Origin of the sequence: Mesorhizobium sp. M0615, from assembly GCF_040320805.1 — a bacterium.
GTDB lineage: Bacteria > Pseudomonadota > Alphaproteobacteria > Rhizobiales > Rhizobiaceae > Mesorhizobium.
Window position 1 is genome coordinate 393,808 of record NZ_JAMYQI010000001.1, and the last position, 19,053, is coordinate 412,860.

General features: G+C 63.1%; 16 protein-coding genes and 1 pseudogene. 8 read left to right on the forward strand and 9 right to left on the reverse strand.

The window, feature by feature from the left end:
* Positions 1-129: 129 nt before the first annotated feature.
* From NKI46_RS01965 to NKI46_RS02000, 8 genes and pseudogenes are all read left to right on the forward strand, one after another.
* Positions 130-1,080: a carbohydrate ABC transporter permease gene (locus NKI46_RS01965; RefSeq protein ID WP_023737628.1), complete on the forward strand. Its 951-nt coding sequence runs from the start codon at positions 130-132 to the stop codon at positions 1,078-1,080.
* The gene (locus NKI46_RS01970) at positions 1,077-2,021 is read left to right on the forward strand and encodes a carbohydrate ABC transporter permease (RefSeq protein ID WP_023704034.1); all 945 of its coding nucleotides are present in this window, start codon (positions 1,077-1,079) and stop codon (positions 2,019-2,021) included. Before NKI46_RS01965 ends, NKI46_RS01970 begins: the two co-directional genes overlap by 4 nt.
* Before the next feature lie 4 nt (positions 2,022-2,025).
* Positions 2,026-3,141 carry an ABC transporter ATP-binding protein gene (locus NKI46_RS01975; RefSeq protein WP_023671180.1) on the forward strand — a complete coding sequence of 372 codons (1,116 nt, stop codon included), beginning with the start codon at positions 2,026-2,028 and terminating at the stop codon, positions 3,139-3,141.
* Positions 3,142-3,146: 5 nt separating this feature from the next.
* Positions 3,147-4,649: a GMC oxidoreductase gene (locus NKI46_RS01980; RefSeq protein ID WP_352562636.1), complete on the forward strand. Its 1,503-nt coding sequence runs from the start codon at positions 3,147-3,149 to the stop codon at positions 4,647-4,649.
* Positions 4,646-5,407: a 3-ketoacyl-ACP reductase gene (locus NKI46_RS01985; protein ID WP_023825461.1), complete on the forward strand. Its 762-nt coding sequence runs from the start codon at positions 4,646-4,648 to the stop codon at positions 5,405-5,407. The genes NKI46_RS01980 and NKI46_RS01985 overlap by 4 nt, the downstream gene beginning before the upstream one ends.
* 12 nt (positions 5,408-5,419) lie before the next feature.
* Positions 5,420-7,048 carry a GMC family oxidoreductase gene (locus NKI46_RS01990; RefSeq protein WP_352562637.1) on the forward strand — a complete coding sequence of 543 codons (1,629 nt, stop codon included), beginning with the start codon at positions 5,420-5,422 and terminating at the stop codon, positions 7,046-7,048.
* A 20-nt stretch (positions 7,049-7,068) separates the two neighbouring features.
* Positions 7,069-7,386 carry a Dabb family protein gene (locus NKI46_RS01995; protein ID WP_023683219.1) on the forward strand — a complete coding sequence of 106 codons (318 nt, stop codon included), beginning with the start codon at positions 7,069-7,071 and terminating at the stop codon, positions 7,384-7,386.
* Between the two features lie 89 nt (positions 7,387-7,475).
* Positions 7,476-8,694: pseudogene (locus NKI46_RS02000) on the forward strand (MFS transporter).
* 12 nt (positions 8,695-8,706) lie between these two features.
* Here the strand turns inward: NKI46_RS02000 and NKI46_RS02005 are convergent.
* From NKI46_RS02005 to NKI46_RS02045, 9 genes are all read right to left on the reverse strand, one after another.
* Positions 8,707-9,552, reverse strand: coding sequence for an EamA family transporter (locus NKI46_RS02005; RefSeq protein ID WP_023755041.1), 846 nt, complete (start codon positions 9,550-9,552; stop codon positions 8,707-8,709).
* A gap of 7 nt (positions 9,553-9,559) precedes the next feature.
* A complete protein-coding gene (locus tag NKI46_RS02010) occupies positions 9,560-10,468 on the reverse strand; it encodes an endonuclease/exonuclease/phosphatase family protein (RefSeq protein ID WP_023671173.1) in 909 nt (302 codons plus the stop codon).
* Between the two features lie 88 nt (positions 10,469-10,556).
* On the reverse strand, positions 10,557-12,110 hold the full coding sequence (locus NKI46_RS02015) for a cation:proton antiporter (RefSeq protein WP_352744489.1): 1,554 nt from the start codon (positions 12,108-12,110) through the stop codon (positions 10,557-10,559).
* Between the two features lie 152 nt (positions 12,111-12,262).
* Complete coding sequence (locus NKI46_RS02020) at positions 12,263-13,327, reverse strand: ABC transporter ATP-binding protein (RefSeq protein WP_023683214.1); 1,065 nt, start codon at positions 13,325-13,327, stop codon at positions 12,263-12,265.
* A gap of 30 nt (positions 13,328-13,357) precedes the next feature.
* Positions 13,358-14,149 (reverse strand): ABC transporter permease, encoded by a 792-nt coding sequence (locus NKI46_RS02025; RefSeq protein ID WP_023671171.1) that lies wholly within the window; start codon positions 14,147-14,149, stop codon positions 13,358-13,360.
* Entirely contained in the window at positions 14,146-15,060 is a 915-nt protein-coding gene (locus NKI46_RS02030) for an ABC transporter permease (protein ID WP_023671170.1), read from the reverse strand. The genes NKI46_RS02025 and NKI46_RS02030 overlap by 4 nt, the downstream gene beginning before the upstream one ends.
* A 63-nt stretch (positions 15,061-15,123) precedes the next feature.
* Positions 15,124-16,230, reverse strand: a complete 1,107-nt coding sequence (locus NKI46_RS02035; protein WP_023671169.1) for an ABC transporter substrate-binding protein — start codon at positions 16,228-16,230, stop codon at positions 15,124-15,126.
* A 241-nt stretch (positions 16,231-16,471) separates the two neighbouring features.
* The gene (locus NKI46_RS02040) at positions 16,472-17,644 is read right to left on the reverse strand and encodes an iron-containing alcohol dehydrogenase (RefSeq protein ID WP_023755042.1); all 1,173 of its coding nucleotides are present in this window, start codon (positions 17,642-17,644) and stop codon (positions 16,472-16,474) included.
* 18 nt (positions 17,645-17,662) lie between these two features.
* On the reverse strand, positions 17,663-19,048 hold the full coding sequence (locus NKI46_RS02045; protein WP_023756310.1) for an aldehyde dehydrogenase family protein: 1,386 nt from the start codon (positions 19,046-19,048) through the stop codon (positions 17,663-17,665).
* Between the last annotated feature and the right edge of the window lie 5 nt (positions 19,049-19,053).

A 19,053-nucleotide genomic window follows, 5' to 3' on the forward strand; every position in this document is an offset into this window, starting at 1 on the left:
GAGAGGTTCGCCGTTTCCGTGAAACGGTGAAAACGCTCTTGAACACCATGCCGACCAGAGACCCGTATGCACGGGGTCGCCTTGCCGCCTGACGGCAGAGCACGGACAACCCGAAACGGGAGGAGCCTCATGAGCAGTGTAGCGACAACCCAGATCAAGCTGACGCCGGAGCGGTCGCGCCCCTCGGTGCGCGCGCGACTGCAGAACGCGCTGCCGAAGATCGTGCTGGCGCCGAGCTTCGCCATCACCATCGTCTTCGTCTATGGCTTCATCCTGTGGACGGTCTATCTGTCCTTCACCAATTCCAAGACTTTTCCGTCCTATGTCATCACCGGACCGCGCGCCTACCTACGGCTATGGGGCTGGACGTTCGACTCCGACCCGCCATCGAGCTGGTACACGTCGATCGTCAATATGGGCATTTTCGGCTTTCTCTACATCGCCATGTGCCTGGCGCTCGGCCTGTTCCTGGCCATCCTGCTCGACCAGAAGATCCGCGGCGAAGGCGTGTTGCGGCCGATCTATCTCTACCCGATGGCGCTGTCCTTCATCGTTACCGGCGTCGCCTGGAAATGGTTTCTCGATCCCGGCCTCGGCCTTGAGCAGACCCTGCATCAATGGGGCTGGACGAGCTTCCATTTCGACTGGATCAAGAACAAGGATTTCGTCATCTACACGGTGGTCATCGCCGGCGTCTGGCAAGCCTCCGGCTTCATCATGGCGATGTTCCTGGCCGGCCTGCGCGGCATCGACGGTGAGATCATGAAAGCGGCGCAGATCGATGGCGCCACTACTTTCCAGCTCTACCGCCGCATCGTCATTCCGCTGCTGCGGCCGATCTTCCTGTCGGCCTTCATCGTGCTCGCCCACCTCGCCATCAAGTCGTACGATCTGGTGGTGGCGCTGACCAGCGGCGGCCCCGGTGGCTCGGCCTGGCTGCCGTCCAACTTCATGTATGAGTACACGTTCAAGCGCAACGAAATGGCTGTCGGCTCGGCGAGTGCCGTGATCATGCTGATGACCATCGTCGCCATCATCGTGCCCTATCTCTATTCGGAACTGCGGGAGAAGCCGCAATGAGCGCCGTTGCCACCCCTGCCCGCCAGGCCTCTAGCGGCATGAGCACCAAGACCCTCAACCGCATCGTCATCTACGGACTGCTGGCGCTGTTTGCGTTGTTCTACCTGATGCCGCTGTTCGTCATGCTGGTGACCTCGTTCAAGACCATGGAGGAGATCCAGAACGGCAACATGCTGGCGCTGCCCCAGGCGCCGACCTTCGACCCATGGATAAAGGCGTGGAGCGAAGTTTGCTCGGGCCTGACCTGCGTCGGCATGAAGGGCTATTTCTGGAACTCGATCAAGATGGTGGTTCCGGCAGTCATCATCTCGACCCTGCTCGGCGCGCTCAACGGCTATGTGCTGACCAAATGGCGCTTTCGCGGGGCGACGCTGGTGTTCGGGCTGATGCTGTTTGCCTGTTTCATCCCGTTCCAGTCGGTACTGCTGCCGATGGCAACGATCCTCGGCAGCTTGGGCCGGTTCGGCGTCAAGCTGCAGAACGCGACCGGTTTCACCTTCGGCTTTGGCAATCCGACCGTGAACCTGGTGTTCGTTCACGTCGTCTACGGCATCGGTTTCACCACCCTCTTCTTCCGCAATTACTACGAAGCGTTTCCGAACGAGCTGGTGAAGGCGGCGCAGATCGACGGGGCAAGCTTCTTCCAGATCTTCCGGCGCATCATGCTGCCCAACTCGCTGCCGATCATCGTGGTGACGGTGATCTACCAGTTCACCAACATCTGGAACGACTTCCTGTTCGCCTCCGCCTATGCCGGCTCCGGCGACGTGATGCCGATGACGGTGGCGCTCAACAACGTCGTCAACACCTCGACAGGCGTCGTCGAATACAACGTCAACATGGCTGCGGCGATGATCGCAGCCCTGCCCACCCTTCTCGTCTATGTGGTCGCCGGCCGCTACTTCGTGCGTGGCCTGATGGCGGGCGCGGTCAAAGGATAATCTGATGGCTTTTCTGGAAATTGATGGGCTGAAGAAGCGCTTCGGGAATGTCGAGATCCTGAAGGGCATCGATGTCGAGCTCGAAAAGGGCGGCTTCCTGGTGCTGGTCGGCCCGTCCGGCTGCGGCAAGTCCACCTTGCTCAACACGATTGCCGGCCTAGAGCAGATCACCGAGGGCGAAATCCGCGTCGACGGCCGCGCCATCAACGATCTGCACCCATCCAAGCGCGACATCGCCATGGTGTTCCAGAGCTATGCGCTCTATCCGAACATGACGGTGGCCGGAAACATCTCCTTCGGCATGGAGATGCGCGGCGTGCCGGCCGACGAACGCCAAAAGGCGATCGACAAGGTGGCCAAGGTCCTGCAGATCGGCCACCTCCTGCAGCGCAAGCCGAGCCAGCTTTCCGGCGGCCAGCGCCAGCGCGTCGCCATGGGCCGGGCGCTGGTGCGCGACCCTAAGCTGTTCCTGTTCGACGAGCCTTTGTCCAACCTCGACGCCAAATTGCGCGTTGACATGCGCATCGAGATCAAGCGCCTGCATGCCACCACTGGCACAACCATCGTCTACGTCACCCACGACCAGATCGAGGCGATGACGCTGGCTACCAAGATCGCCGTCATGCGCGACGGCGAGGTGCAGCAGTTCGGCACCCCGGCCGAGATCTACAACAACCCGACCAATTTGTTCGTCGCCGACTTCATGGGTTCGCCGGCGATGAACCTGATCCCGGCGACCATTGCCACGTCGGGCAATGCGCTGTCCGTCGTGTTGGAGCGCGAGGCGCGCGAGCCCATTACGCTGCCGATGGCCAATGCGCCGGCGGGCCTGTCGGCGTTCCAGGGCAAGCCGATCATCTTCGGCGTGCGCCCGGAAGCGCTGACCGATCCGGAAGGTGCGGAACGCAACGCCTCCAACATTGCCACTGCCGACCTGCACATCGAAGTGGTCGAGCCGGCAGGGTCCGACACTTTCGCGGTGACCAACCTCGGCGGCAAGGGCGTGGTGGCGCGGTTGCGGGCCGACGCCAACATCCAGCCGGGCACCAGCACGCCGCTCGCCTTCAACCTGACCAAGGCCGTGTTCTTCGATCCGGCGACCGAACACCGCATCCGCTGATCGAGATGGTCAGCCCCGATATCGTCATCATCGGCTCCGGCATCGGCGGCGCTACGATCGCTTCCGGCCTGGCCGGCAGCGGCGCCTCGGTCCTGATGCTGGAGCGCGGCGAGCCCTTGCCGGCAACGCCGCATGCCCGCGACACGCGCTCGATCTTCGTCGATGGCCACTACCGTCCGAAGGAGATGTGGCGCGAGGCCGGCGGCGGCGCCTTCAACCCCGGCAATTACTACTATGTCGGCGGCAATTCGAAATTCTACGGCGCGGTGCTGATCCGCTACCGCAAAGAGGATTTTGCCGCCATGGAGCACTTCGGTGGCGTCTCGCCGGCATGGCCATTTTCCTACGATGAATTCGAGCCCTGGTATTCGAAAGCCGAGCAGCTGTTTCGCGTCCGCGGCTCACTCGGCGAGGACCCGACCGAACCGTTCCACTCGGTCCCCTATGCCTTCAAGCCGGTGCCCGACGAGGCGCCGATTGCGCGCGCCCGCGCTGAGTTGAAAGCCCTCGGCCTGCATCCGGCCTCGCTGCCGCTCGGCGTCGACATCGACACCTGGCTGAAAGAGGGCAAGACCGGCTGGGATGCTTTCCCCAACACCGCCCAGGGCAAGGTCGACGCTCAGACCGGACCGCTGACGGCCGCACTTAAGGACAGCAATATCCGACTCGACACCGGCTGCCATGTCGAATATCTCGAAGCGTCGTCCGACGGCAAAAGCATCGCTGCCGTTCACTACCGTCAGAATGGCGAGCTGAAGAAAGTCGGGCCGAAGCTGGTCATCCTGTCCGCCGGCGCGGTCAATTCCGCCGTCATCCTGCTGCGCTCGCCTTCACCAGATGGCAAAGGCCTCGCCAACCGCTCCGACCAGGTCGGCCGCAATTTCATGAACCATAATTCGAGCGCCATGCTGGCGATCGATCCGCGCCGCAGGAACGACAGCGTCTACCAGAAGACGCTGATGCTGAATGACTACTATCTCTCCGACGGCAAAGGCGGCAAGCCGCTCGGCAACGTCCAGCTGCTCGGCAAGATCGACGGCAACATGTTGAAGGCCAACGTCAAACGCGTGCCGAAATTCGCGCTCGATTACATGGCCGGTCACGCCGTCGACTGGTATCTGATGTGCGAGGATCTGCCCGATCCGGAAAGCCGCATCATGGTCGACGGCAAGGACATCGTCATGCAATGGCGGCGCTCCAACATGCAGTCGCTGGACGCGCTGACCAGGGTGATGCGTGAGAACTTCCGCGCCTGCGGTTATCCCATCGTGCTGTCGCGTCCCTTCGACAAGCGCACGCCCTCGCACCAGTGCGGCACGGTGAAAATGGGCGACGATCCGGCGACGTCGCCGCTCGACCCGTTCTGCCGCGCCTTCGACCACCCGAACCTGTTCGTTGTCGACGCCAGTTTTTTGCCGAACTCGGCCGCCGTGAATCCGGCGCTGTCGATTGCGGCACAGGCGCTGCGCGTGGCCGAGCATATTCGCCGAACGGACCTCGCAGCATGACCCGCCCCGCAGCCATCGTCACCGGCGGCGCGCGCGGCATTGGACTGGCCTGCGCCGAGGCGCTGGCCGATGCAGGCTTCGACATTCTCGTCGCTGACCTGGCCAACGACCCCGCCAAACGGCTTGTTGAAAACATCATCGCGCGCCGCTCAAAGTTCGCTTACCACCGATGCGACATTGCCAGCCTTCCCGATCACGCATCGCTTATCGACGCCGCCACGCATGCGTTCGGCCGAATCGACTGCCTCGTCAACAATGCCGGCATCGGCGCCATGGTGCGCGGCGATCTGCTGGAGCTGAAGCCCGAGAATTTCGACCGTGCGCTGGACGTCAATCTGCGCGGCACAGTCTTCCTTAGCCAGGCCGTCGCCAAGGCGATGCTGGGGGCTCCCAGCAATCATCCGCGCTCGATCATCACCATCACCTCGGTCAGCGCCGATATGGCCTCGCCGGAACGCGCCGACTACTGCATCTCGAAAGCCGGCCTTTCGATGTGGGTGAAGAACCTGGCGCTGCGGCTTGCGCCGGAAAGCATCGGCGTGTTCGAGCTGCGGCCGGGCATCATTCGCACGGACATGACCGCGAGCGTATCAGCCAAATACGACGCGCTTATCGACAGCGGCCTGGTGCCGGCAAAACGCTGGGGCGAAGCATCGGACATCGGCGCCGTGGTGGCGACGCTTGCCGCCGGCAAGCTCGGCTTTTCCACAGGCTCGATTATCAATGTCGACGGCGCGCTCTCCGTGCCTCGACTGTAGGTGGATAGGGTTATGACCGACTACATCATCGTAGGTGCCGGCCCGGCCGGCTGCGTTCTGGCCAACCGGCTGAGCGAGGATCCAGCGAATTCCGTGCTGCTGCTCGAGGCCGGCGGCAAGGACTGGCACCCCTACATCCACATGCCGGCGGGCTTTGCCAAGATGACCAAGGGCATCGCTTCCTGGGGCTGGTCGACCGTGCCGCAGAGGCACATGCAGGACCGCGTCTTCTGGTATACGCAGGCGAAGGTGGTCGGCGGCGGCTCGTCCATCAATGCCCAGATATACACGCGCGGCAACGCTCGCGACTACGACGCATGGGAGAAGGAAGAGGGCCTCGCGGGCTGGGGCTATCGCGACGTGCTGCCTTATTTCAAGCGCGCCGAGAACAACCAGCGCTTCGCCAACGATTTTCACGGCGACCAGGGGCCGCTCGGCGTGTCGAACCCTATTTCGCCGCTGCCGATTTGCGAAGCCTATTTCCGCGCCGGCCAAGAGATGGGCATCCCCTTCAACCCGGATTTCAACGGCGCTAGCCAGGAAGGCGTCGGCTACTACCAGCTGACCCAGAAGGACGCCCGGCGCTCATCCGCTTCGGTCGCCTATTTGAAGCCCATCCGCGCCCGCAAGAACCTGACGGTCCGAACCGATGTGCTGGTCACCCGCATCGTCGTCGAGAAAGGCCGCGCCACCGGCGTCGAGATCGTCGACAAACCCGGCGGCGAGAAGACCATCATGCGCGCCGAGCGCGAAGTGATCGTCTCGTCCGGCGCCATCGGTTCGCCGAAGCTGTTGATGCAGTCGGGCATCGGCCCGGCTGATCACCTGAAATCGGTCGGCGTGACGCCGGTGCATGATCTGCCCGGTGTCGGCTCCAACATGCAGGACCATCTCGATTTGTTCGTCATCGCCGAATGCACCGGCGACCACACCTATGACAACTACGCCAAGCTGCACCGCACCGCGTGGGCCGGCTTGCAGTATCTGCTGCTGAAGAAAGGGCCGGTCGCCTCCAGCCTGTTCGAGACCGGCGGCTTCTGGTACGCCGATCCGACCGCCGCCTCGCCCGACATCCAGTTCCATCTGGGACTCGGCTCCGGCATCGAGGCCGGCGTCGAGAGGTTGAAGAACCCCGGCGTGACCTTGAACTCGGCCTTCCTGCGCCCGCGCTCGCGCGGCACGCTGCGGCTGAGCAGCGCCGACCCGGCCGACCACCCGCTGATCGATCCCAACTATTGGTCGGACCCTTATGACCGCGCCATGTCGATCAAGGGCCTCAGGCTTGCGCGCGAGATCATGCGGCAGAAGGCGCTTGCACCTTACGTGTTGCGCGAGGTGCTGCCCGGACCATCGCTCGCCAGCGACGACGAGCTGATCGACTATGCCTGCCGCACCGCCAAGACCGACCATCACCCCGTGGGCACCTGCCGCATGGGCCATGACGATATGGCGGTGGTCACACCGGACCTGCGCCTGCGCGGCATCGAGGGCCTGCGCGTCTGCGATGCCTCGGTGATGCCGCGCGTGCCTTCCTCCAACACCAATGCGCCGACCATCATGGTCGGCGAAAAAGGCGCCGACATCATCCTCGGCCGCGAGCCGCTGCCGCCGGCGGTGTTCTCCGGCAATCGGGCCGCATAGCCACTTGGGAGAACGAACCAATGATCAGACACTGCGTCTTCGTACGCTTCCGCAGCGATGTGCCCGCCACCGAGCGCACCGCAATCCACGCCGATCTCGAAGCACTGCGCTCCGTTGTCGACGGCATGGACACGGTCCATTTCAGCACCAATGTCAGCCCGGAGCCGTTCGCGCGCGGCTTCAGCCATGCCTTCACCATCGACTTCCGCGATGCCGCCGCCCGCGACGCCTATCTCGTGCATGAAGCGCATCAGCGCGCCGGCGCCCGATTGGTCGCAGCGCTCGAAGGCGGCACCGACGGGCTGATGGTGTTCGATCTCGACATTACGAAAAAGTGACCGCGCTTCTTTCGAAAGCCGGCTGACGCCTGTTCTCTTTTGCGCCCCAAGGAACATATCGTTCCCCGGGGGCGTTTAGGAGGAACGTCGTGGCTCTCACCGCGCAGCAGAAGAAAACCGTCCTTGCCTCCTTCCTCGGCTGGACGCTCGACGCTTTTGATTTCTTCCTTCTGACGTTCCTGCTCACCGATATCGCAACCGAATTCAACACTGACGTCCCGGCAGTCTCCAAAGCGTTGTTCCTGACGCTGGCGACACGCTTCATCGGCGCCTTCTTCTTCGGCAGGCTGGCCGACAAATATGAGCCGCAAGCCCATTCTGATGCTCAACATCGTCAGCTATTCGGTGATCGGCGCGCTGGCTGCCTTCTCGCCCAATCTCGGCATTTTCCTGGCGCTGCGCGCTCTGTTCGGCATCGCCATGGGCGGCGAATGGGGGCTGGGCAGTTCGCTCGCCATGGAGTCCATTCCGCCCAGTGCCCGCGGCATGGTCTCGGGCATCCTGCAATGCGGCTATCCCACCGGCTACCTTCTGGCGGCCGTGGTTTACGGCGTGCTTTACGAGCAGACGATCGGCGGTTACACGATCGGCTGGCGCGCCATGTTCCTGCTCTCCTTCCTGCCGGCACTTATCGTGCTCTTCATCCGCTCGCATGTGCCGGAATCGCCGGCCTTCGTCGAGGCGCAGAAATCCGTCAGACCTGGCCTTCTTGAAACGCTGCGGAAGCACTGGGGCGTCGCCGTCTATGCGGTCGTGCTGATGATGTTCTTCAATTTCTTCAGCCACGGCACGCAGGACCTCTACCCGACCTTCCTCAAGAAGCAGCATGGCTTCGACCCGCACACGGTGAGCTGGATCACCATCGTCGCCAATATCGGCGCCATCGTCGGCGGGTTGGCGTTCGGCGCACTGTCGGAGAAGATCGGCCGCGTCAACGCGATAACGCTCGCCTGCCTGATTGCCTTGCCCTCGATTCCGCTCTGGGCCTTCAGCTCGACACCGTTCATGCTGGCCATCGGCGCCTTCGTCATGCAGGTCGCGGTGCAGGGCGCCTGGGGCGTCATCCCGGTGCATCTTAACGAGCTGTCGCCCGGCGCCGTGCGGGCAACCTTGCCCGGCTTCATCTACCAGGCCGGCAATCTCGCGGCGTCCTATGGCGGTCCCTACCAGGCCGGCATCGCCGAGACGTCTGGAGGCAGCTATGGCTACGCGCTGGCGCTGTTTGCCGGCGTGGTCGCCGTCTGCATCATCGTCGTCATCCGCTTCAGTACGGAACGGCGCGGACAGGTGATGACGGTGCTCGGCTGAAGTATCAGGCTCTCAGCCCAGTCTGAGGGCCACGACACCGGCGACGATGCCGAGCGCGGCGGCGCCGCGCCAGCCTGTCATCTTCTCGCCGAGCGCGAAAACCGAGATCATCATGGCAAACAGGATCGACGTCTCGCGCAACGACGCCACCGAGGCGATCGGCGCCTTGGTCATCGCCCACATGACGATCCAGTAGGCCGCGCCGCTGAGCACGCCGGTGAACAGGCCTGCCTTCCAGTCGCGCGCCAGCACGGGCAGCGCCTTGGGCCCGCGAAAGATGAGGCACAGCACCAGCGCCCACGTGGCATCGCAGATGAACAGCCATGCGGCATAGCTCGTTGCCGTTGCGGCCAGCCGCGCGCCGCTGCCGTCGGAGAGCGTGTAGCTGGATATGAAGATCGAAGTGCCGAGCGCAAAGCCGACCGCCCGCACATTGATCCGCTCCAGATGCGCGCCGCCGCGAAACGACATCACCAACGTGCCGGCCGACAGCAGCAGGATGCCGAGGATGGCGAAAGGCGCCGGCATCTCCTGCACCACGACAACGCCGCCGAGGGCGGTCAAAAGCGGCGCCGTGCCGCGCGCCAGCGGATAGGTCTGGGCGAAATCGCCGGCCTTGTAGGCGCCGATCAGGAAAGTCCGGTAGCCCATGTGGAAAATCACCGAGGCGATGATGAAAGGCCACACTTCGGCCTTCGGAAACTCGACGAAGGGCAGCACGAAAAGCGCGGCAAACCCCATGCCCAGTGTCATCAGCGTGATCGACAGGAAGCGATCGAGATGCACCTTGACCAGCGCGTTCCAGATCGCGTGCATGGCGGCGGCGGCAAGCACCGCGAAAAAGACGAAAAGCGTCATTGAGGGCTCACCGATCTCCTGAGCTCAAAGGCGTTTCGAGATCGATATCGATCCGGACCGGAAAATGGTCTGAAGCGATCTCGCCTATATCGGCACTGACCGAGCGCACACGGTCCGCGAACATACCGCCGACGAAGCAATGGTCGAGCCGGCGTTTTGCCACTTTCCCGTCGATCGTTTTCACATGGGTGTGGAAATCGGCAGCCGGCTCGCTAGCGACGGCAGCGGCATCAACAAAGCCGTCGAGATAAGCTGCCCCGCGATGATAGGGCGTGCTGCCGACGATGCGGCTGTATTCGGCGCTGCCCGGCTCCATGTTGAAATCGCCCATCCAGATCGCAGCTGTCGGGTTTTCCGGCTCGGCCTCGCCACTGGTCCAGTTGCGCGAAGGCTCATCGTCCGCGCCGCTCCACGGGCCGCCCTCGGACGGCGCGCGGCGATGCTCGGCCAAGAGATAGTCGATCTGCTCCAGACGCTCCTCCGCCGCGATATGGGCGAGATGCAGCGACAGGACCCTTACCGGTCCGGCCGGCGTGCGGATCATGCATTCGAGCGCGGCGTTGCGCGTGTTGAGCGGCCGCAGCGTGCGGCGCATGGGCAGCGCGTGCAGCCGCGACCAGGCGATCGGCAGCTTCGACAGCAGCATGGTGCCGAACTGGCGGCGGCGGTTGACGACCCGGCCGTCGCGCTGCTCACTGGCGTCCATGTCGAAGGCCGGGCCATAGACCCAGTAATAGCTAGGCAGCAGCTTGGACAGGACCTCCGGCTGGTCGTCCTCATTGGTGCGCTGCCAATGCCGCTCGACCTCCTGCAGCGCGATGATATCGGCGCCGTCGACCAGCTTGGTGCAGCGCGAAAGATCGTAACGGCCATCGCCGCCGAACCCGTACTGGATGTTGTAGCTGACCAGCTTCATTGCTTATCCGGCTCAATTTCGCTTTGGCAGTAGCGGTTCGGCAGACGGGTTGCAATGTACCGGCACGACGGCGGAACTGGGCCAGCGTCTATGATGTGGTCAGCGGCTGGAACCGGCCCGCCGGCGATGCCGCCAGTTCGGCCCAGTCGATCTCTTCCTCCAGCCGGTGGTAGGCTTCGTCGCCGATCGTGCCGTTGCTGCGCAACTCCTCGAGCGTGTCGCGCTGGCGGTTGATGGCATAGAGGCGCAGCCGGTCGTATTCGGTCGCGGCCTGAGCGTCCTCCGGGTTTTCCGCAATCAGGCGCTGCGCTTCATACTGTTCGCGCACGACGGCGGAGGCCGCAGATGTCTTGCGGCTCAGCACGTCCAGTGCTGCCTGCATGATGGCGACGCGCGCCTGCGCCACCTCATTGTCGACGGTTCTATCGGGGTCGAAGTTGATCCAGCGCAGCAGCGGCTTCAGCGTCATGCCTTGCAGCACCAGCGTGCCCAGCACCACCGCGAAGGCGGCAAGCACTATCGGGTCGCGGCCGGGAAAATCGGCCGGCAGCGCAATGGCCACCACCAGCGTCACCAACCCACGCATGCCGCACCAGCCGACAATGACGGCGCCGCCGAACGTCGGCAATTCCCGCCTTGCCTCTTGGCTGCCGAAGCGGGCAAGCCACCGGATGATCGCGACGTAACTCGCCACCCAGACAAGGCGCGCGACGATAACGACGACCAGCACCGTTGCGGCGAAAAGGAATGCTTCGCCTTGCCCGTCGCCGGCCAGCCTGCCAACGATCGTGCGTGCCTGCAGGCCCATCAGCACGAAAGCCAGCACGTTGAGCACGAACACCGCCGACTCCCAGACCGAATAGGTGCTGACGCGGCGTCTCGCCGACGACTGGCGCGGCGCCCTGCGCGCAATGGTCATGGCATAGACGACGATGGTGATGATGGCGGAAAGGCCGAGCCTGTCGGCGATGATCCACACGGCGAAGGTTCCGGCAAACTGCACCACCGTGCTGCTCGCCGCATCCTCGATGCGGCCGAGCGCCAGCAGCGAGACGCGGCCAAACAGATAGCCCGCGATCACACTGCCGATCGTTGCCAGCAGGATCACCGGAACGGCGTTGCTGAGCATGATCGTGCCAAGCGCCGCCGAAACCGCCAGCCGGTAGATCAGCAGCGCCGTGGCATCGTTGAGCAGGCTCTCGCCCTGCAGGATGGCGGTGATGCGGTGCGGTACCTTGAACTGGCTGAGCACGGCGGATGCGGCCACCGCATCCGGTGGCGCGACGATGGCGCCAAGCGCGATTGCCGCCGCGATCGGCAGGCCGGCCATCTTCCAGCCGACCAAGGCAACCACCACGGTGGTGAAGACCACGGCGCCTAGCGCGAGCAACGCGAGCGACAGCCGGTAGCGCTTGAGGTCGCGCAGCGACGTGTCATAGGCGGCGTCGAGAAGCACCGGCGCGATGAACAGGGCAAGCGCCAGCTCCGGATCGATCTCGATCGTCGGCGCACCGGGTACGAAGGCAATCGCGACGCCGGCCAGAGCCAGCAGGGACGGATAGGGAATTTCCAGCCGCCGCGACAGCGCCGTCAGCGCGACGGCAGCCAGAAGCAGGATGAGGGTAAGTTCGAATAGCGCCATGGCCCATCGTAGCGGCGAAGCGGCATCATGGGCAGTGGCTGGATGGCAAGATGCTGTTGATTGTCCAGCAAACGCCCGACCTTGGCAGGATACGGCCGTTCATCGCGCTGGCCTGATTCGACCGTCTCGGTTCCCTTGGGATGCTGCTTTTACTAGTGCAGCACCAGCATGTCGCTCGATGAAAACGATATCTCCGCCTTCTCGCCAACAGCCGGCGGTGGTGTGGCCGGGCTGTTGAAGGTGTCGAGCGACACCGTGTTGCCGCCGATGCCGACGCGAACGCGAATGACCGAGCCGAGGAAGTGCACTTCGGAGATTTCGCCCGACAGGCTTGAATCGCGACCGGGCTGGCGTCCGAGCGAGATCGCCTCGGGACGCAGCGCCAGCGACAGCGTGTCGCCCGACTTCGAGCCGTTGAGCTTGCCCTTGAGCGAGACTTCCTGCGTGTTGACTTGCACCGTGCCGGCCGCGGCGTCAGTGACCTTGCCTTCGAGCACGTTCAGCGTGCCGACGAAGTTGGCGACGAACTTGGTCGCCGGCCGGTTGTAGATCTCGAACGGCGTGCCGACCTGCTCGGCCTTGCCGCCATACATCACCGCGATGCGGTCGGAGATCGACAGCGCCTCTTCCTGGTCATGGGTGACGAAGATGGTGGTGATGCCGAGCTTCTTCTGGATCGAGCGGATTTCCTCGCGCAACGACACACGTACCTTGGCGTCGAGCGCCGACAGCGGCTCGTCGAGCAAAAGCAGCTTCGGCTTCGGCGCGATGGCACGCGCCAGCGCGATGCGCTGCTGCTGGCCGCCGGAAAGCTGGTAGGGATAGCGGTCGGCCATCTGCGGCAGCTTGATGATGTCGAGCATCTCGGCCACGCGTCTGTCGATGTCCGCCTTGGGCATGCCGGCGACCTTCAGGCCAAAGCCGATGTTTTGCGCCACCGTCAGGTTGGGGAACAGCGCATAGGCTTGGAACACCATGCCGACATTGCGCTGGTTGGGCTTTAGCCTCGTGATGTCCTTGCCTGCGACGACGATCTTGCCCGCCGACGGCTCTTCGAAACCGGCGACCATGCGCAGCACGGTGGTCTTGCCGCAACCCGATGGCCCAAGGAAGGATACGAACTCGCCCGGCTCGACATCAAGATTGAAATCTTCGACCACGGTGGTGGCGCCGAAGGATTTTCGCACATGCTGGATGGAGAGGAATGGTTCGGCCATGGCTTTTTCTTTCGATCAGTACTTTGTCGATCAGTTCGGGCGGTTCGCCGATCTCGGCGCGAAACGGGACAGGATCTGGATCAGCGACATACAGCCCCAGGTGATGGCGAAGGCGATGATGGCAAGCGCCGCCGGCTCATAGGCGCGGTTGGCGCCAACGTTTTGCAGATAGGGGCCGAAGGCGGGCCGGTTGAGCAAGCTGGCCATGGTGAATTCGCCAATGACGATGGCGAAGGTAAGGAAGGCGCCCGACAGCACGGCGATCAGCACATTGGGCAGGATCACACGACCAATGATCGTGCCCCAACCGGCGCCAAGGATCTGCGCCGCTTCGGTCAGCGTCCTGACGTCGATGGTGCGCAGTCCGGTATCGACCGCGCGATACATGTAGGGCAGCGCCAGCATTGCATAGCCGATGACCAGCAAGGCATTTGTGCCCATGTCGGTCGCCAGGAACGGCAGCGGCGAATTCGAACCGTACATCCTGATATAGCCGAAGACGATGACGATGGCGGGAATGACCAGCGGCAGCAGCGTGATGAACTCTACGATCGGCCGCAGTTGCGGCAGGCGCAGTCGAATCCAGTAGGCGGCGGGCACCACGATCAACACGCCCAGAATGATGGTGAAGATTGCGGCAAGCACTGAGTAGCCAAAGGTCGCCTGAAAACGAGGGTCGCCAAGCACGATCTGATAGGCGTCGAAGGAATAAGCGCCGCGCCGCATGCGCAAGGAAAATTCCACCGTCGCGATCAGCGGAATGAAGAAATAGGCCGCGCCCAGCCCGAAGACGACCCAGGCCCAGAATTTTCCGGACTTCATTTCAGCCACCTCTCCGAGCGCGTCCGGAACCAAATGTAGAAGACATTGGCCAGCCCGGTGATGACGATCATGCCGAAGGCGATCGCATAGCCGAGATGGGCATTGTGCAGCACGTCACCGCGTATCTGCGCATAGAGCAGGATCGGTACGATGTTGAGTGAAGAGCCGGTCAGCGCATAGGCGGTGGCGATGGCGCCGAAGGCATTGGCGAAGAGCAGGATGACCGTGCCGAGGAAACTCGGCCAGATCACCGGGATGACCACCATGCGCCAGTATTGCGTCTGGGTGGCGCCAAGCGTCGCCGCAGCCTCGCCCCACTCCTTCTTCAAGCCGTCGATCGCCGGCGTGATGATGACCACCATTAGGGGAATCTGGAAATAGACATAGGTCAGCGTCAGGCCCCAGAACGATAGGATGTTGAAGCCGTGCGCATAAATGTTGAGGCCGAACACGGTGTTGAGCAGCACCGTGGCGAGACCGAGGCGTCCGAGCGTGGCGATGAAGGCGAAGGCCAGCGGTACGCCGGCGAAATTGGAAGCCACGCCGGAGAATGTCAGCGTCGCCGAACGTATCCACTCCGGCAGGCCGCCGCGCACGATGGCGATGGCGATGCCGAGACCTGCGAAGGCGCCGATCAGCGACGAGGAAAGGCTGACCTTGAGCGAGATCCAGTAGGCGGCGACAATCGATGGCTGCGCCAGTGCTGCTATGTTTTCGAACGTGAATTCGCCGGCATCGTTCTGGAATGCACCCAGCATCAGATAGAGCGTGGGTAGGATCAGGAACATGATGGCGAAGATGAAGAATGGCGCAACGCCGAGCCACTGCGTCGGCAGTCGCATTGCACGCGCCTCGCTGGGGGGCGCGGTCTTCCCGGCAACTGCGTGATCGGAAAGCGAGATATCTGTCATGCGCCGGCTACCGTCTCCGAGGAACACCGGGCGGCCGCGAGGCCGCCCGGTTGGTTTCAAGCCTTACTTGACGTTGGCGCCGACGACGGCATCCCAGTTCTTGGTGACGGCTTCCTTTGCCTTGCCCTGCTCGTCCAGCGTCGGGAACACCGCGGCAGCGTAAGCCTCGGCCGGCGGCAGCTTGGCCATCACGTCCGCCGGGAGCTTGCCGTTCTTGGCAAGATCGTTGAAGCGGATCGGGTGGCAATAGCCCTTCAGCCAGCCGATCTGGCCTTCGTCGGAGTAGAGATACTCCAGCCAGAGCTTGGCAGCGTTCGGATGCGGTGCGAAAGCACTGATCGCCTGCACATAGACGCCGGCAACGACACCGGTCTTCGGCACGACGACGTCGACGGGCGGATTGCCCTTCAGCGTGTCGCGACCGGCAAGTGCATTGTAATCCCAGGTCACCAGGATCGGCGTCTGGCCTTGTGCCAGGGTCGCCGGTTTGCCGATGACCGGCACGAAATTGCCGGCGGCGTTAAGCTTCTTGAAGAAGTCGAGACCAGCAGTGCCAGCAGCTTCGCCGGCAGCCGCACCACCGGAAATGCCGGCCGCGTAGACGGCCTGGATGGCCTGGTTCGAGGCGCGCGGGTCGCCGGCAAGCGCCACGGTGTTGGCGAATTCCGGCTTCAGCAGGTCAGCCCAGTCAGCCGGCGCTTCCTTGACGAGGTCCTTGTTCACCAGGAAGGATAGCACGCCATAGTAGTCGCCGGTCCAGTAACCATCGGCATCCTTGGCGCTGTCGGGGATCGAGTCCCAGGTCGACACTTTGTAGGGCTGGATCAGGCCGTCAGCCTTGGCGGTCGGGCCGAAGGACAGGCCAACGTCGATGACGTCGGGCGCCTGCGGGCCCTTGTTGTCCTTGTTGGCCTTGATCGCCTCGACCTCGTCGCCGGAGCCGGCATCGGGGTTGAGTTCGTTGATGGTGATCTCAGGATACTTTGCCTTGAAGCCGTCGATGACGGCGCCGTAGCCGCACCAGTCATGGGGCAGCGCGATGGTCGTGAGCTGGCCTTCCTTCTTCGCTGCGGCAACCAGTTCATCCATGGACTGGGCCGACGAGATAGCAGAGGTCGCCATGAGGGCGACGGCCGAAAGGGAAAGCACTTTCCCTGTGAACTTGAACATGTGTTCTCTCCGTTGAACTGGCGTCCTGGACGCCTGCGATGCGGTATCGATTTCGTGTGACAGCCAGATGAAAGCTTTTTGAAACAGGCGCCCGGCGGCACGAAAAGTTAACTCTTTTTAACAGGCTGTAGCAATTAGCCTGCACTTAATTTCCCGGCTAATGGTTTATAGCCTTGTCTCTTGCCCCTTTGCCCTTTCCTTTCCCCTCGTTTCCAGATCAATTCCGGCACAGGAAACCGCCTCAGACCGTACCGGCGATAGAGTTTTCGAGCAGCGTCAGCGCTGCTTTCTTGGTCAGCTTGACCGGGTTGCCGCCGGCTGTCGGATCGACCACCGCCATGTCGGCGATCAGCCCCTTGCGCTTCTTGTCCATGTCGAGCCCCTTGATCAGGCCGGGCAGTGCATGCGGCACCTTCAATTCCTTGCGCAGCTTGACGATCGCTTTGGCAAAACCGTTGAACCCGCCCTTGATGCCGCAATAGGCAGCGAGCCGGGCAATCCGCTCCTCGATGGAGTCGCGATTGAAGGCCAAGACATAGGGCATGAACACCGCATTCGTCATGCCGTGATGGGTGTCGTAGAGCGCGCCGATCGGATGCGACAGCGAGTGGATGGCGCCAAGACCCTTCTGGAAGGCGGCAGCACCCATGGCGGCCGCACTCATCATGTGGGCGCGCGCGACAAGGTCCTTGCCGTTGGCGTAGGCCTTGGGCAGGTTCTCGAACACCAGGCGCACACCTTCCACCGCAATGCCGTCGGCCATCGGGTGATAGCCCGGCGCGCAATAGGCTTCGAGGCAGTGCGCCAGCGCATCCATGCCGGTGCCGGCGGTGATGAAGCCGGGCATGCCGACCGACAGTTCCGGATCGGCAATGACGATTGCCGGCAAAAGCTTCGGATGGAAGATCACCTTCTTGGTGTGCGTCGCCTCATTGGTGATGACGCCGGCACGCCCGACTTCCGAGCCTGTGCCGGCAGTGGTCGGCACGGCTATGATCGGCGCGATGGCATCCGAATTGGCGCGCGTCCACCAGTCGCCGACATCCTCAAAGTCCCAGATCGGCCGCGTCTGGCCAGCCTGGAACGCGATCAGCTTGCCGAGATCGAGCGCTGAACCGCCGCCGAAGGCGATGACGCCGTCATGCTTGCCCTTCTTGAACACGGCGATCCCGGCGGTGAGGTTGGAATCGACCGGGTTCGGCTTCACCTCGGAGAACACGCCATAGGATACCTTGGCGTCGTCGAGGATTTTCAGCGTCGAAGCGACGACCGGCAGTTTCGCCAACCCCGGATCGGTGACGAAAAGCGGCCGCTTAATGCCGGTGGCCGCGAGCACCTCAGGCAGTTCCTTGATGCGCCCGGCACCGAAGCGGACGGTGGTCGGGTAGTTCCATTTGGAGATCAGCTTGGACATGTCTTGTCTTTCAAAAAATCAGATGGCTTCGCGCAGATGGAAGGATTTCGGCCGGGTCAGATTGTCGTAGCCGAGCGCCGAAAGGGCGACGCCTTTGCCGGTGTCCTTGACGCCGGTCCAGACCAGCGCCGGATCGAGGTAGTCGCAGCGGTTCATGAACACGGTGCCGGTCTCGACGCGGTCGCCGATCGCCACCGCATGCTCGATATCGCCGGTCCAGATCGAAGCGGTCAGCCCGTAGGGGCTGTCGTTCATCAGCGCGATAGCCTCCTCGTCGTTACGCACCTTCATGATGCCGACGATCGGGCCAAAACTTTCCTCGCGCATGACGCTCATCTGGTGGTCGACGCCGGTCAGCACTTCCGGCGCCAGATAGGGCGAGCCGGCCTTGTCGTTAGCCACCTTCATATTGATGTGTGCGATTGCACCCTTGCGCAGCGCCTCGGCCTTCTGCTCGCGGATCAGGTCGGCAAAGCGCGCCTGCGCCATCGGCCCCATTGTCGTCTCCTGTTCCAGCGGATTGCCGACGACATAATTCTTCGTCTCGGCGATGAAACCTTCGACGAACTGGTCGTAGACCTTCTCATGCACATAGACGCGCTCGATGCCGCAGCAGCACTGGCCGGAATTGTAGAAGGCGCCGTCGACCAGATTGGCCACCGCATGGTCGAGCTTGGCGTCGGGCAGCACATAGGCCGGATCCTTGCCGCCGAGTTCGAGCCCGAGCGTCATGAAGGTGCCGGCCGCCGCCTTCTCGATGGCGCGGCCGCCGCCGACCGAACCGGTGAAATTGACATGGTCGATCTTGCCCGAGCCGAGCAGCTTCTCGGTCTGGGCATGGTTCAGCACGACATTCTGGAACACGCCCTTGGGCAGCCCAACCTTGTCGAACGCCTGCTGGAACCGTTCGCCGACCAGCAGCGTCTGCGCCGCATGTTTGAGGATAACGGTATTGCCGGCCATCAGTGCCGGCACGATGGTGTTGACGGCGGTCAGATAGGGATAGTTCCACGGCGCGATCACCATGACGACGCCGAGCGGATCCTTCTTCACATAGCGTCGGAAGCCGTCCTTCGGGTTGGATGCCGGCACGGATTTCAGCGCGGCTTCAGCGATCTCGACCATGTAATTGGTGCGTTCCCTGACGCCGCCGAACTCGCCGCCATAGCGCACCGGTCGCCCCATCTGCCAGGCGATCTCCGGCACGATCTCGTCGGTCATCGCGACCAGCGCTTCGAGCATCGCCAGCATAAATTTGCCGCGCTCGACGATCGGTGTCAGCGCCCACTTCTCCTGCGCCGCCTTGGCGCGCTCGACCGCGGCATTGATCGCCTGGTCGGTCGCGATCGGCCGCTCGGCGTAAATCGAACCATCGATGGGCGATTTGAGTTTTACGGTTTCCAAAGGAT

Coding starts and splice junctions, on each gene's coding strand:
- NKI46_RS01990 (WP_352562637.1), top strand. CDS start 5,420: ATGACCGACTACATCATCGTAGGTGCCGGCCCGGCCGGCTGCGTTCTG.
- NKI46_RS01985 (WP_023825461.1), top strand. CDS start 4,646: ATGACCCGCCCCGCAGCCATCGTCACCGGCGGCGCGCGCGGCATTGGA.
- NKI46_RS02015 (WP_352744489.1), bottom strand. CDS start 12,110: ATGGCGCTATTCGAACTTACCCTCATCCTGCTTCTGGCTGCCGTCGCG.
- NKI46_RS02030 (WP_023671170.1), bottom strand. CDS start 15,060: ATGACAGATATCTCGCTTTCCGATCACGCAGTTGCCGGGAAGACCGCG.
- NKI46_RS01970 (WP_023704034.1), top strand. CDS start 1,077: ATGAGCGCCGTTGCCACCCCTGCCCGCCAGGCCTCTAGCGGCATGAGC.
- NKI46_RS02020 (WP_023683214.1), bottom strand. CDS start 13,327: ATGGCCGAACCATTCCTCTCCATCCAGCATGTGCGAAAATCCTTCGGC.
- NKI46_RS01975 (WP_023671180.1), top strand. CDS start 2,026: ATGGCTTTTCTGGAAATTGATGGGCTGAAGAAGCGCTTCGGGAATGTC.
- NKI46_RS01980 (WP_352562636.1), top strand. CDS start 3,147: ATGGTCAGCCCCGATATCGTCATCATCGGCTCCGGCATCGGCGGCGCT.
- NKI46_RS01995 (WP_023683219.1), top strand. CDS start 7,069: ATGATCAGACACTGCGTCTTCGTACGCTTCCGCAGCGATGTGCCCGCC.
- NKI46_RS02005 (WP_023755041.1), bottom strand. CDS start 9,552: ATGACGCTTTTCGTCTTTTTCGCGGTGCTTGCCGCCGCCGCCATGCAC.
- NKI46_RS02025 (WP_023671171.1), bottom strand. CDS start 14,149: ATGAAGTCCGGAAAATTCTGGGCCTGGGTCGTCTTCGGGCTGGGCGCG.
- NKI46_RS02040 (WP_023755042.1), bottom strand. CDS start 17,644: ATGTCCAAGCTGATCTCCAAATGGAACTACCCGACCACCGTCCGCTTC.
- NKI46_RS02035 (WP_023671169.1), bottom strand. CDS start 16,230: ATGTTCAAGTTCACAGGGAAAGTGCTTTCCCTTTCGGCCGTCGCCCTC.
- NKI46_RS01965 (WP_023737628.1), top strand. CDS start 130: ATGAGCAGTGTAGCGACAACCCAGATCAAGCTGACGCCGGAGCGGTCG.
- NKI46_RS02010 (WP_023671173.1), bottom strand. CDS start 10,468: ATGAAGCTGGTCAGCTACAACATCCAGTACGGGTTCGGCGGCGATGGC.